Source organism: Pseudomonas marginalis (assembly GCF_008692035.1).
GTDB classification, from domain to species: Bacteria; Pseudomonadota; Gammaproteobacteria; order Pseudomonadales; family Pseudomonadaceae; genus Aquipseudomonas; species Aquipseudomonas marginalis.
Genome location: NZ_VTFG01000002.1, coordinates 1,509,655 through 1,521,912, shown reverse-complemented (window position 1 = coordinate 1,521,912; position 12,258 = coordinate 1,509,655). Strand labels below are relative to the sequence as shown.

The window sequence follows — 12,258 nt, the reverse complement described above, 5'->3', positions numbered from 1 at the left end:
ATGGGGGGAGATATGGTCCGTGACTGGGGTTCCTTTATTTCTGTCTTGACCGGACGGTTCGCTGTTCTAGATCGCCGTGGACGTTGGTGTTTTACGATTGCTCCCATTCCATCGGCGTTGCAGCACCAAGGTCCCGAGTTGCAGCAGGTAAGTGGCAAACTCTTCGGGTGCCATGTCCCATCTGTGTAAAAACCAGGATGAATCGGATAGTCGCTGCTGTTCTCGTAGATGCATGAGACACCTCGTCATTTGTGTTTTTAGGGACACGGCGTGGAGTGAACATTATCTAGGGGAGATGAAGTGTGCTTGGCTCGAATGGACAACCGTTTGGTTAAAAAGGACAGGTATAGATGCCCGGCATGCCAGTGGGCAGCGATGGTGCGGGGTGGGGAGGGATAGACAGGGATAAACGGCCAGATACAAGAAAGCCCGCACGAGGCGGGCTTCTTGAGGTGATTCATAGACTGCTGTAGACATCTATGGATCGGTACTTGGTGGCTACACAGGGACTTGAACCCCGGACCCCAGCATTATGAATGCTATGCTCTAACCAACTGAGCTATGTAGCCAAGTGGCGCGCATTATTCGCGTAGAACGGGAATGCGTCAAGCATTTATTTTGAGTTTTTATCTACGCTTTCAATTATTTATCGGAAATGAGCGAGTTGGGCGACGAGTGGTTGATGATTCGCTGCTTCTATGAAGGGACCCCCCTGGCGCCAGGCAATCCCTCGGCTGCTGGGCAAAGCAGCTCGTTGATCCTGCTTGCAACGGGACTGATCGCTCAAGGGGCTTGGGGCTGATGTTCGGTTTTGGCGGGATCGGTGCGACGCTGTCAGGGTGATTGGTGATCTTCCTGGCATGTACGAAAAAGGTCTGATTCGGTTGGGCAGATATCCCTTTCGCCCAACGCTTGGCCAGTCAGCCGGTTTTACGATTGGAACGGGTTCTGGGTGGTGCGCTTGAGCTGTTCGCGTGCTCGCGACAAGCGTGAGCGAACGGTGCCGATAGGGATGTCCAATACATCGGCGGTGTCCTGGTAGCTGCCGTCGGTTTCCAGCGAGGCGTACATCGTCCTGCGCATTTCCGTCGGCAGGTGGTCAATGGCGCTCAGGGTGTTCTCCAGGCGGCGGTTGATCTCAAACTCCCAATCCAGGTTGTTGTTTTCTTCCTGCCCATGCCACAGCGATTCATCAAATTCGCAATGCACGGGTTTGGCATACATGCGCCTGAAGTGGTTGCGAATCAGGTTTTGCGCGATGCCGCACATCCAGGTGCTGAGCGAGGCGTTACCGCAGAAGCGCTCGCGGTTGCGCCAGGCCTCCAGGTACGTCAGTTGCAGAAGATCATCCGCATCTTCCGGGTTGAGTACGCGCTTGTGAATGAAGCGCCTGAGTTTTTTCTGCTGGTCGTCTGTCAGGTGATGCATGAATTGAGGCGAGCTGCCAACGAGGTGAGCTAAAGCTTCAATGGGGAGATTCATGTTTTTTTTCCTTAGGGTAGACGCAGTCGAGCGGGTGTCGACAGGTCCCCTTAGCACTCCCTGTGCCAATCGAAAAAAATACATAACTATATGATTTACATATATAAATATTTTTATTTGGTGGGTTTTTATGCAGTGATTTGCATGGGGCGCCTAAGGCTTTTGCAAGTTTTTTCAAATTCCTAGTGAGCACGGATTTTGATGGAACTGCATGGGGAGACGTTGCCACACAGGGAAACACTCTTCCTGTACTGGCGTGTCCATGGAACAAGTATCCCGTAAAACAACTGACCCTCGTAACGATGTGCGCACCCACCCCTCTGAGGGTGAAGCGGTTGTCAGCCATGCCTCAGCGCAAGTGCACACATCCGCGAAGGGCATCGATGAGCTTGCACATCTGTTTGGTCAGGAGGTGGAGCTCAACAGCCGGGCGCTGAACGAACGAAAGATGGTGGTACGCGTGCTCCCGGCCGAGCAGCTTGCGCAACTTTATGATCAGTTGGGCCATCCGGCCAAGAAAACCCTGGCTTTCCTCTCACTGCTCTTCAGGCAGCAATTGCAGGACAGACCGACTGTCGAAAAATTGCTGAAGCTTGCGGACGGGGACCCGGCGCGCGCGTTCGTGGTGCTCAAGCATGTGGTGGCCAAGGCAGACAGCGAGGGCCGCCCGTCCGACACTACGTTGGCGCGCGATGCAATTGCCAAGCTTGAGGCTCGTTTCAAAGGGGAGATCCAGGCCGGCCTGAACATTGCCTTGGCATTGCAGTCGGCCGGGGTCGACCCGCAGGAGCGCCAGGCACTGCGTGTGCTCTACTATGCCAGTGTGGTCACGCGCCAGTCCCTGTCGACGATGATGCAGGCTTTGCTGGGTGTATATGGTGGTGAGCAGTTCCACGTCGGGCTCAAGGTGATGCGTAAGGCTTTGGCGGATGACATCGCGGCCGCGGTGTCGTCAATGCCCACACCCCTGTTGCGCACTTTGCTGATGGGCCTGCGGGACTGCGGGCAACTGAGCAGCGTATTGGGCGGTTGTCACAAGCTGATCCAGCGCTTGAGTATCGAGCATAACGCCGTGAGCTTGTTGCAACGCCTGCTGGGGTATGCCGGCGCCGGTATCGCTGTCGATGAATTGCTGCGGTTGGGGGACGAACTGGGAGGCGGTCCGCTTGACCGTCAACTGATGTCCCTCAATGCCCTTTACCCTCTTTTTCAGCAATTTCCCCTGGCATTGTGGTCCGAAAAGCGAATACGCCTGGAAACCCTGCAGATCCTGCTGACGGTGATCGATGAACTGGACCGCGCCTTGCGTGGACCCACACGGTATGCCGGTGAACCGAGGCTGATGACGTGACCGCTCTGTCGGCCATCAACCGTGGGTTGCTCAAAGTGGCACAACGCGCCGAGGTGCTGGGCGCTGTGGTGGTCATGGCCATCGTATTCATCTTTATCGTGCCGTTACCCACCTGGTTGGTGGATATTCTGATCGCCCTCAATATTTGCATTTCGTGCCTGTTGATCGTGCTTGCGCTTTACCTGCCGGGCCCCCTGGCGTTTTCTTCGTTCCCCTCGATCCTGCTGTTGACCACCATGTTTCGACTGGCCCTGTCGATTGCAACCACGCGTCTGATCCTGCTGGAGCAAGACGCCGGCGATATCGTCGAGGCCTTCGGTAATTTCGTGGTGGGGGGCAACCTGGCGGTGGGAATGGTGATTTTCCTGATCCTGACCCTGGTTAACTTCCTGGTGATCACCAAGGGCTCGGAACGGGTGGCCGAGGTCGCGGCGCGGTTCAGCCTGGACGCCATGCCGGGCAAGCAGATGTCCATCGACAGTGACTTGCGTGCCGGCCTGATCGACGGCACGCAAGCGCGGGACAAGCGCGAGCAGTTGTCCCGTGAGAGCCAGTTGTTCGGTGCGATGGATGGGGCCATGAAGTTCGTCAAGGGCGACGCTATCGCGGGGTTGATCATCGTCGTGGTCAACCTGCTGGGTGGCTTCTCTACGGGCATGTTCCAGCACGGCTTGAGCGCCGCTGATTCAATGGCGTTGTATTCGGTGCTGACTATCGGCGATGGCCTGATTGCACAGATTCCGGCGCTGCTGATCTCCCTGACCGCCGGCATGATCATCACCCGGGTGGCGCCGGAGGGGCGCAAGGGCATCAGTAACATGGGGGCCGAAATTGCCCGGCAAATGACCAGCGAGCCCAAGAGCTGGATAATCGCTTCGGTGGGCATGCTCGCCTTTGCGATAGTGCCCGGTATGCCGACCGGGGTATTTATCCTTATTTCGCTGATAACCGGCACATTGGGGTATTACCTGATGCGCCAGCGTCAGCGAGAGGCAGCGCCCGCGGCCGAAGCCTCCGAAGCCGTGCGTCCCGAAGAGAACGGAAAAGAGGACTTGCGCGGGTTCGATCCGTCGCGCCCCTACCTGTTGCAGTTTCCCCCGGTTTTGCGTGGGACGCCTGAGGTGACGGAGCTTATTCATGGGATTCGCCAGTCCCGAAATGCACTGGTTGCCAATATCGGCCTGACCCTGCCGCCATTCGAGGTCGAGCTCGATGACTCGCTGGCCGCCGATGAAATGCGTTTCTGTGTGCATGAAGTGCCGATGGTCAAGGCCTCGGTTGTCAACTATCTGGCCGTTGAGCGTAACGCCTTGACGGTCGAGCCCGAGCATGGAATACCCGGGCTGGCCGAGCGTGATGAACAGGACTGGGTCTGGCTGGCACCGGATGATCCACTGCTCGACGATCCGCAACTGGAGCGCTTCACCGCGACCAGTCTGATCATCGAACGCATGAAGCAGGCCATGATGCTCAGCGGCCCGCAGTTCCTGGGGATCCAGGAGAGCAAGTCGATCCTCAGCTGGCTGGAGCACAACCAGCCGGAGCTGGTGCAGGAACTGCAGCGAATCATGCCGCTGTCGCGCTTTTCGTCGGTGTTGCAACGCCTGGCCAGCGAAGGTGTGCCGCTGCGGGCCGTACGGCTGATTGTCGAATCGTTGATCGAGTATGGCCAGCATGAGCGTGAACCGGAAGCATTGGCCGACTACGCGCGTATTGCGCTCAAGGCGCAGATTTTCCACCAGTACAGCGAGGCCGACGGCCTGCATGCCTGGCTGCTTTCACCGCATACGGAAAACATCCTGCGCGAGGCATTGCGACAGACCCAGACCGGGGTGTTTTTCGCGCTTGACGATGAGCACAGCGCTGCGTTGATCAGCCTGCTCAACCAGGCCTTTACCTTAAGGGCCAAGAGTAAAAGTGTGCTGTTGGTGGCGCAGGACCTGCGAAGCCCCTTGCGTACCTTGCTGCTGGAAGAGTTCAACCATGTCCCGGTGCTGTCGTTTGCCGAGTTGGGGAGCTCCTCCAAGGTCAAGGTGCTGGGGCGAATTGACCTGGGCCAGGACGAGCTGATGCGTGGTGCGGTGGCATGAGTATTCGGCCATGGCCAGCGTGGAGGTTGCGATGATGTTTGAGTTAAGGGTGCTTGATGGGCTGCGCCAGGGCGCTGCGTTGCCGTTATTTGGGGAGCGATGGAGTATTGGTGCGCACGCGGACGCTGACCTGATGCTGAACGATCCGGGAGTCGTCGAGCAGCATGCGTGCCTGCGGTTTATCGACGCCAACTGGTTGGTGCAGGCCGAAGCCGGACTGTTGCGAGACCCCGAAGGCCAGGTACTGGCGCAGATCGCCAAACTGGAACTGAATGTGCCGTTTACAGTGGGAGGGGTGCGGCTGTGCGTGACCTTGGCCGAGCAACCCTGGCCTCAACCCGCAGCCCCTGCTCCGGTAGCGCCGCTAGCGGCCGATGTGCCTGCGCAGGTGATGACGTTATCGTCAATCTCGCCCTCCCAGCAGAAGCGCCTGATCAGCCTGGTGCTGGTGGTGACGGTAATCATTGTGGCAGTGGGCATGGTTTCCACTGGGGAGCGTGAGGCGCAGGCTTCGCTGATGCCGCCCGCGGTGCAGAAACAGGAATTGGCTTCGTCTTTTGAAGTACGCCAGCAGTTGTTGAAGATGCTCAGCGAGCGTGAGTTGAGTCAGCGGGTTACCTTGCAAGTGATCAATGACCAGGTGGCGCTCAATGGAGAGGTCTCACAGGACGAGGTGGAGCTGGTAGCACGCATGCTCAGCCGTTTTGGCGAGCAATTCGACAGCTCGGTGCCGGTGATCAGCCGTGTGCGTGTGCGCGACGGCACACTGCCATTCAGGATTGTGCAAATCGTCGGCGGGCCGAATGGTCACGTGGTCCTGGAAGAAGGCAGCCGACTGTTTGTGGGCGACGAAGTGGAAGGGCTGCGGCTGGTGCTGATCGACAACGGCAAAGTGGTTTTTGATGGTGCGCAGCGTTACGAGGTGCGCTGGTGAGTGCGGAACTGCAAGCTCGTCTGGACGCCTGGCAACAGCGTCAGGCCCAGTCACTGAGCACCTTTGCACCGGTGACGATGCGTGGCCGAATCCAGCGCGTCAACGGCATGCTGCTGCAGTGCCGGCTACCCCAGGCGCGTATCGGCGATTTGTGCCAGGTGGAAAAAAGTCCGGGCGACTACATGCTCGCCGAGATCATCGGCTTCGATCAGCAGGACGCGGTGCTCAGCGCCTTGGGTAATTTGGAAGGCGTGCGGGTAGGTGCTGGAGTGGAGCGCCTTGGGGTATCGCATCGAGTCCAGGTCAGCGAGGCCCTGTTGGGCCAGGTGCTGGATGGTTTTGGGCGGCCGATTACGGGGCAGGGCGTGAGTGCGTTTGTCGAGGCTGACTTACCGGATACCAGTGCGGTGTTGTGTGAAGCGCCGTTGCCCACTGAACGGCCGAGGATTAACCGTGCACTGGCCACCGGCGTGCGTTCGATCGATGGCCTGATGACGATTGGCGAGGGGCAGCGTGTAGGCCTGTTCGCCGGGGCCGGTTGTGGCAAGACCACCCTGCTGGCCGAGATCGCGCGTAACGTCGAGTGCGATGTCATCGTGTTCGGCCTGATCGGCGAGCGGGGGCGGGAGCTGCGTGAATTTCTCGACCATGAGCTCGATGACCAGCTGCGCGCCAAGGCGGTACTGGTGTGCGCCACCTCCGATCGCTCCAGCATGGAGCGCGCCCGCGCCGCGTTCACGGCCACGGCATTGGCCGAAGGTTTTCGGCGCAAGGGGCAGCGGGTATTGCTGCTGATTGACTCCTTGACCCGTTTCGCCCGGGCCCAGCGTGAGATCGGCCTGGCTGCCGGCGAACCCCTGGGGCGCGGAGGTTTGCCTCCTTCGGTATACAGCCTGCTGCCACGACTGGTGGAGCGTGCCGGGTTGACGCGTGACGGTGTGATCACCGCGATCTATACGGTGCTGATTGAGCAGGACTCCATGAACGATCCGGTGGCCGACGAAGTTCGCTCGCTGCTCGATGGGCATATCGTGCTGTCCCGCAAGCTTGCCGAGCGTGGGCACTACCCGGCGGTGGATGTGTTGGCAAGCCTTTCACGGATCTTGAGCAACGTCGCGGAGCCGGAGGACATCCAGGCGGGTACGGCATTGCGACGGTTGTTGTCGGCGTACCAACAGATCGAGCTGATGCTCAAGCTGGGAGAGTATCAACCCGGCAGCGATGCCCTGACCGATCTGGCGGTGGACAGCCGTCAGGCGGTCGACGGGTTCCTGCGCCAGGACTTGCGTGTGCCTACGCCGATGGTGGCGACGCTGGAACAACTTAAGGATCTGACCGCCCATGTCCCATTCTGATGTGCTTCTCGGTGAAGTCGAGACGTTGCGGCGCCTGCGCAGGCACAGGGCTGACCGCGCCGAGCGCGCCCTGCGTGAGGCCAGGCGCGCCCAGCAGGCCCTGCTTGCACATATCCAGCAGGCTAAGGATGCGCTTGAGCAGACTCGGCAGGAGGAGGCCCGGCAAAGTGCTGAATTGCTCAGTCAGCATCAGGGTCAGGTGCTGAGCCTCAAGGCCTTGAAATCCTGGGGCGCGCAGGAGCGCTCCCTATCTGCCAGTACTCAGCGGGAGATAGGCCAGTTGGAGGCGTTGCGGGGCCAGCAGGGGGAAAGCGAAAGTCGGGTTGGCAGCGCCCAGAAACACGTCACGGAGTGCCTGCGGCAGGTGGAAAAACTTCAGGAGTTATCCCTCTTACTGGCTCAGGAGCCGACATGACCCAGGTTTCAAATAAACCCACTGAGCGTCCGCGCCAGCGCGAGCCGCGGGAGGAGCGTGAGCCGGGGGCCACGACAGCCGTGTCCATGGAACTCGGGCGATTATTCACTCAATTTTTTACTGGAGACGATGGCGGCGCTGGTGTGGGGACTGCCTTATCGGGCAAACAGGCGTCCACCGGTATAGCCCTGATCGAGGCGCTTGCCGAGCAACTGGCGCCTCGTGTGCAGGCTGCGTCGCAGTGGCCGTTGCAGGCGGTGCTGTACTTGCCTCGCCTGGGGCGGATCAACGCCAGCGTGCGCCGCGAGCAGGGCGCCTGGACGATCGAGCTGGAGGCGGAGCAGGACGCTACGGCGCGCTGGCTTTGCGGTGTACGCCAACAGTGCGAGGGTCGATTCGCGGGAGCGCTGGGGCTGCCGGTGAACTTGCTGATGCCCAGCGTCGGTTGCGCATGCTGATGCCGGCGCTGACCTTTCCCTTGATTAATAGCGATACGGTTGCCGCGCGCCGTCGATTGGGGCGCGGCCTGCGCCTGCCGTTCAAGGTGGCCGGGCAGGCCGGCGAGTTGCTGATTGAGCCCGGGCGTGCCCCAGCTGGCGGCAAGGCTTTGTGCTTTGAGACGGTGTGTGGCGTGCTGGCGCTTGTAGAAGCAGGGCCGTTGCTCAGTCTGCTGGGTGAGTGCCCGGTGACCCTGTCCCAGGTTGGCAACGATCCGGACTCCTGGTTCTGGGCCTTGTACCAGTACCACATGAGTCCCCAGGTGCGGGCGCTGCTGGGTTATGTGCGCTTGCTGGAAACGGATCGACCCAAGGGGTTTGGCTGCCGGCTCAGTGTGACCCAGGGGGCGTCCCGGGTTGAAGGCTACCTATGGTTGACCCCCCAGAGTTTCCTGGCCTTGTGTGAGGCAGGGCCTTGGCGCGCCACTGCGGCAGCTTTGCCGGCGCCGTTTCAACTGGCAATCGCCGTGACCCTGGGCCGCGTGCAGTTACCGATTGCGCAGGTGCGCAGCCTGCGTACCGGTGATGTGCTGGTGCTCGGCCCGTATTTTTTTTCCGCCCAAGGCAGCGGCTACGTGCAGGTTGGCAGGCAACGTTTGCATGGCCGCATTGACGATGACACCGGGCCGTTGTGCCTGACGCTTACTTCTATCGAGGACTCGTCTGTGGACGAACATTTTGCAGCGCCCCATTACTCGGCGCATGAGGATGATGAACCGGTCGTGGATGTATTTGGCCACGAACCATTCGATGAGTTGAGCATGGCGCTGAATGTGCGCTGTGGAACGCTGAACCTTACCTTGGGCGAACTGCGTAACCTCGCGCCCGGTTCGGTATTGGGCATTAGCGGTTACGCTCCCGGCATGGCCGGCCTGTATTACGGCGATCGGCCGATTGGCCAGGGGCAGTTGGTGGAAGTCGATGGGCGCCTGGGGTTGCAGTTGTCTCGCGTGATGTTCGGCCGATGAGTTTGCAGGGGATAGACCCCCTCATTCTGGCGGTATTCCTGGGGGCATTAACGCTGATGCCCATGCTGTTGATCGTCTGCACATCGTTCTTGAAGATCGTCATCGTGCTGATGATCACCCGCAATGCCATCGGTGTGCAGCAGGTACCGCCCAGCATGGCCATCAATGGCATCGCGTTGGCGGCCACGCTGTTCATCATGGCACCAGTGGGTTATGAGATCGCCGAGAGCGTCAAGGCATCGCCCCTGGACATGAGTAACGTGCAAACGTTTCTGCAGACGGGCAATGAGGCCATCACACCGTTACGCGCATTCATGCTGCGCAATGTGGACCCGGATATATTGACGCACCTGCTGGAAAACACCACGCGCCTCTGGCCTGCACAAATGGCGCAGGAGGTGCAACGCGAAGATCTGATCCTGGTGATTCCGGCTTTCGTGTTGTCGCAGCTGCAGGCAGGGTTCGAGATAGGCTTCTTGATCTATATCCCCTTCATCGTGATCGACCTGATTGTTTCCAACCTGCTGCTGGCGCTGGGCATGCAAATGGTCTCGCCGATGACCATTTCCCTGCCGCTCAAATTGCTGTTGTTCGTGTTGGTGTCGGGTTGGTCACGGTTGCTCGACAGCTTGTTCCTCTCCTATCTCTGAGTGGCGTATGGACCCGATTGTGCTGTTCAAGCAGGGCATGTTGCTGGTGGTGGTGCTGTCTGCCCCCCCATTGATTGTGGCGGTGGTGGTGGGGGTGCTGGTGTCTCTGGTGCAAGCATTGATGCAGATACAGGACCAGACGCTGCCTTTTGGCATCAAGCTGGTGGCTGTAGGGGTTACGTTGATCCTGACGGGGCGCTGGATTGGCGTGGAGTTGATCCAACTGATCAACTTGACCTTCGAAATGATTGGCCGCTCGGCCCGGAACTGAGGCCTCGCCCGTGTTGGCTTATCTTGATTTCCTTCCCAGTCTGATGATCGGCATGGCGCGAATCTACCCGTGCGGAATACTGGTGGCGGCGTTCTGTTTCCAGCATATACGCGGCATGCTCCGGCACATCCTTGTGATGGTCATGGCGCTGATGCCCGCGCCGGGTATTCATGCTGTGTTGACGGAGCATGATTACTCAGCGTTTGTGCTCGCTGCATTGGCGCTCAAGGAGTTGGCGCTGGGGGTGTTGCTGGGGATGTTGCTTGCGATGCCGTTCTGGCTGTTCGAGTCGGTGGGGGCTTTGCTCGATAACCAGCGCGGAGCCTTGGCCGGTGGTCAGCTCAATCCTTCACTGGGGCCGGATGCGACGCCGATAGGGCATTTGTTCAAGCAATTGGCGATTTTTCTATTGATGGCCACCCTGGGGTTAGGCGCGTTGACTCAGGTGATCTGGGACAGTTACCTGATTTGGCCACCCACCGTATGGTTCCCACTCCCGGCGCCTGATGGCATGAGCGTATTTGTCGGCCTGCTGGGCGACACCTTCACCCATATGATGCTCTACGCTGCTCCCTTTATCGCGGTGCTGCTGTTGCTGGAGTTCGGCATCGCACTGCTGGGGGTCTACAGTCAGCAGCTACAGGTGAGTACGCTGGCGCCACCGGTCAAGTGCCTGGCGGGGATCGGTATTCTGCTGTTGTATTTTGCGCTGCTGCAGGACTTGATCGTGGGGAGTATGAGCCAACTGAGTGACCTGAAGCACTCGCTGGGCCTTTTATTCAAGGCCCCGATGCCATGAGTGACTCGGGGGAAAAAAAGCACCCGGCGTCAGCCAAGAAGCTGCGTGACCAGCGCCGGAAAGGCCAGGTCGCTCAAAGTCAGGATGTGGCCAAGTTGATGGTGCTGGCGGCCATCAGCGAGATCGCCTTGTTCACCGCCGATACCAGCTTGCAACGTTTCCAGCAATTGATGGTGTTGCCGATCTCACGCCTGGACCAGCCCTTTGTACGGGCGTTGGAAGAAGTGCTGATTGAAGGCCTGGTGGTGTTCTTCTCATTCGGCCTGCTGATGGCCGGTGTGGCGATTGCCACGAAGCTGATCGCCAGTTGGATGCAGTTCGGATTGCTGTTTGCACCCGAGGCACTGAAGCTCGATTTCAATCGTCTCAACCCGATCAGCCAAGTTAAACAATTCTTTTCTGCCCAGTCGCTGATGAATCTGTTGATGAGCATCGCCAAGGCGTTTCTTTTGGGGCTGATCGTATTTTTGGTGGTCTGGCCCTCTCTTGGGACGTTGATCAACCTGGCCAACAGCGATCTGCAAAGTTACCTGCTGGCGTTGATCGCCCTGTTCCGCTATCTGCTGCATGCCTGTCTTGCATTGTTACTGGTACTGGCAGTTATCGATTTCACCTTGCAGAAGTACTTCTTCGCCAAGCGCATGCGCATGACCCAGGTCGAGGTCGTCAAAGAGTACAAGGATATGGAAGGCGACCCGCATGTGAAGGGCCAGCGCCGCGCGCTGGCGCAGCAATTGGCCCAGGAGGAACCGAAGGTCAAGCTGCCCAAGCTGGAGGAAGCCGACATGCTGGTGGTCAACCCGACCCACTTTGCTGTCGCCCTGTATTACCGCCCGGGCAAGACACCGCTTCCGCTGCTGGTCAGCAAAGGTACGGATGCCGTCGCCCGCCAGTTGATTGCGCAGGCGAAGGCTGCCGAGGTGCCGGTCATCCAATGCGTATGGCTGGCGCGCTTGCTCTATACCAAAGCGTTGGGAGCAAGCATTCCCCGCGAATCCTTGCAGGCTGTGGCACTGATCTATCGCACCTTGCGTGAGCTTGATGATGAAGCCAAGCGCGAAACGCTGGAATTGCCTGAGTTGGAACGTCGCTGATCAGCAGGTGGAGCGTGTGTCCAGGGCTTGGAGGTTGGCCAGGGAAAGCATCCGGCTGAGGAGTCCGTCGAGCGCATCGTTTGCAGCCGGCAGCGCATGCCAGATTACCAAGGCATCCTGCGCGTCCAGGTAGATAAAACAACCATCGAACACCACGGCAAGCTCAAAGCGCCGCTCCAATACCTGCTGCAACTGCCCTGCCTGTAATGCCGAACGAGCGACATGCAAGGCCATGCCCGGGCGTTTGCCGGCGTGCAGTGCACATGCTTTGATACCGGGAGCGAGTATCAGGTGAGCGGCAGCGCCACTCACCAGATTGTCCAGAAATACCTGGCGTTGATTGTCGGGCATT

General features: G+C 59.2%; 13 protein-coding genes and 1 tRNA gene. 11 read left to right on the top strand and 3 right to left on the bottom strand.

Annotated features, from left to right (window positions below):
- Positions 1–492 precede the first annotated feature (492 nt).
- Together FX984_RS27305 and FX984_RS27300 are read right to left on the bottom strand one after the other, a co-directional pair.
- Positions 493–569 (bottom strand) — tRNA-Met (locus FX984_RS27305).
- 361 nt (positions 570–930) lie between these two features.
- Entirely contained in the window at positions 931–1,482 is a 552-nt protein-coding gene (locus FX984_RS27300) for an RNA polymerase sigma factor (protein WP_027606911.1), read from the bottom strand.
- Between the two features lie 262 nt (positions 1,483–1,744).
- Here FX984_RS27300 and sctW point away from each other — a divergent pair, with 262 nt between their 5' ends.
- Genes sctW through sctU form a run of 11 tightly spaced genes read left to right on the top strand, consistent with a single transcriptional unit; the run spans position 1,745 to position 11,906 of the window.
- Positions 1,745–2,833, top strand: a complete 1,089-nt coding sequence (gene sctW, locus FX984_RS27295; protein ID WP_169899173.1) for a type III secretion system gatekeeper subunit SctW — start codon at positions 1,745–1,747, stop codon at positions 2,831–2,833.
- Positions 2,830–4,923, top strand: a complete 2,094-nt coding sequence (sctV, locus tag FX984_RS27290) for a type III secretion system export apparatus subunit SctV (RefSeq protein ID WP_027606910.1) — start codon at positions 2,830–2,832, stop codon at positions 4,921–4,923. The genes sctW and sctV overlap by 4 nt, the downstream gene beginning before the upstream one ends.
- 34 nt (positions 4,924–4,957) lie before the next feature.
- Positions 4,958–5,857 (top strand): FHA domain-containing protein, encoded by a 900-nt coding sequence (locus FX984_RS27285; RefSeq protein WP_146478174.1) that lies wholly within the window; start codon positions 4,958–4,960, stop codon positions 5,855–5,857.
- Positions 5,854–7,212 carry a FliI/YscN family ATPase gene (locus tag FX984_RS27280; RefSeq protein WP_027606908.1) on the top strand — a complete coding sequence of 453 codons (1,359 nt, stop codon included), beginning with the start codon at positions 5,854–5,856 and terminating at the stop codon, positions 7,210–7,212. Before FX984_RS27285 ends, FX984_RS27280 begins: the two co-directional genes overlap by 4 nt.
- Positions 7,199–7,627 carry a type III secretion system stalk subunit SctO gene (gene sctO, locus FX984_RS27275; RefSeq protein WP_027606907.1) on the top strand — a complete coding sequence of 143 codons (429 nt, stop codon included), beginning with the start codon at positions 7,199–7,201 and terminating at the stop codon, positions 7,625–7,627. The genes FX984_RS27280 and sctO overlap by 14 nt, the downstream gene beginning before the upstream one ends.
- Positions 7,624–8,085 carry a type III secretion system HrpP C-terminal domain-containing protein gene (locus FX984_RS27270; protein WP_098480403.1) on the top strand — a complete coding sequence of 154 codons (462 nt, stop codon included), beginning with the start codon at positions 7,624–7,626 and terminating at the stop codon, positions 8,083–8,085. The genes sctO and FX984_RS27270 overlap by 4 nt, the downstream gene beginning before the upstream one ends.
- Positions 8,079–9,092, top strand: a complete 1,014-nt coding sequence (locus tag FX984_RS27265; protein ID WP_098480402.1) for a FliM/FliN family flagellar motor switch protein — start codon at positions 8,079–8,081, stop codon at positions 9,090–9,092. Before FX984_RS27270 ends, FX984_RS27265 begins: the two co-directional genes overlap by 7 nt.
- Positions 9,089–9,742, top strand: a complete 654-nt coding sequence (gene sctR / locus FX984_RS27260; protein WP_027606904.1) for a type III secretion system export apparatus subunit SctR — start codon at positions 9,089–9,091, stop codon at positions 9,740–9,742. The genes FX984_RS27265 and sctR overlap by 4 nt, the downstream gene beginning before the upstream one ends.
- A gap of 7 nt (positions 9,743–9,749) precedes the next feature.
- Positions 9,750–10,013: a type III secretion system export apparatus subunit SctS gene (gene sctS / locus FX984_RS27255; RefSeq protein ID WP_027606903.1), complete on the top strand. Its 264-nt coding sequence runs from the start codon at positions 9,750–9,752 to the stop codon at positions 10,011–10,013.
- A gap of 10 nt (positions 10,014–10,023) precedes the next feature.
- Positions 10,024–10,812 (top strand): type III secretion system export apparatus subunit SctT, encoded by a 789-nt coding sequence (gene sctT / locus FX984_RS27250; RefSeq protein WP_027606902.1) that lies wholly within the window; start codon positions 10,024–10,026, stop codon positions 10,810–10,812.
- Entirely contained in the window at positions 10,809–11,906 is a 1,098-nt protein-coding gene (gene sctU / locus FX984_RS27245) for a type III secretion system export apparatus subunit SctU (RefSeq protein ID WP_146478130.1), read from the top strand. Before sctT ends, sctU begins: the two co-directional genes overlap by 4 nt.
- On the opposite strand, the gene FX984_RS27240 is transcribed toward sctU, so the two are convergent.
- Entirely contained in the window at positions 11,907–12,257 is a 351-nt protein-coding gene (locus FX984_RS27240; RefSeq protein WP_098480937.1) for a transcriptional regulator, read from the bottom strand.
- Position 12,258: the final 1 nt, after the last annotated feature.

Bases quoted from the DNA above. Each gene is read 5' to 3' on its own strand.
- sctU (WP_146478130.1), top strand. From the start codon at position 10,809: ATGAGTGACTCGGGGGAAAAAAAGCACCCGGCGTCAGCCAAGAAGCTG.
- FX984_RS27285 (WP_146478174.1), top strand. From the start codon at position 4,958: ATGTTTGAGTTAAGGGTGCTTGATGGGCTGCGCCAGGGCGCTGCGTTG.
- FX984_RS27300 (WP_027606911.1), bottom strand. From the start codon at position 1,482: ATGAATCTCCCCATTGAAGCTTTAGCTCACCTCGTTGGCAGCTCGCCT.
- FX984_RS27240 (WP_098480937.1), bottom strand. From the start codon at position 12,257: ATGCCCGACAATCAACGCCAGGTATTTCTGGACAATCTGGTGAGTGGC.
- FX984_RS27270 (WP_098480403.1), top strand. From the start codon at position 7,624: ATGACCCAGGTTTCAAATAAACCCACTGAGCGTCCGCGCCAGCGCGAG.
- FX984_RS27265 (WP_098480402.1), top strand. From the start codon at position 8,079: ATGCTGATGCCGGCGCTGACCTTTCCCTTGATTAATAGCGATACGGTT.
- sctO (WP_027606907.1), top strand. From the start codon at position 7,199: ATGTCCCATTCTGATGTGCTTCTCGGTGAAGTCGAGACGTTGCGGCGC.
- sctW (WP_169899173.1), top strand. From the start codon at position 1,745: ATGGAACAAGTATCCCGTAAAACAACTGACCCTCGTAACGATGTGCGC.
- sctR (WP_027606904.1), top strand. From the start codon at position 9,089: ATGAGTTTGCAGGGGATAGACCCCCTCATTCTGGCGGTATTCCTGGGG.
- sctS (WP_027606903.1), top strand. From the start codon at position 9,750: ATGGACCCGATTGTGCTGTTCAAGCAGGGCATGTTGCTGGTGGTGGTG.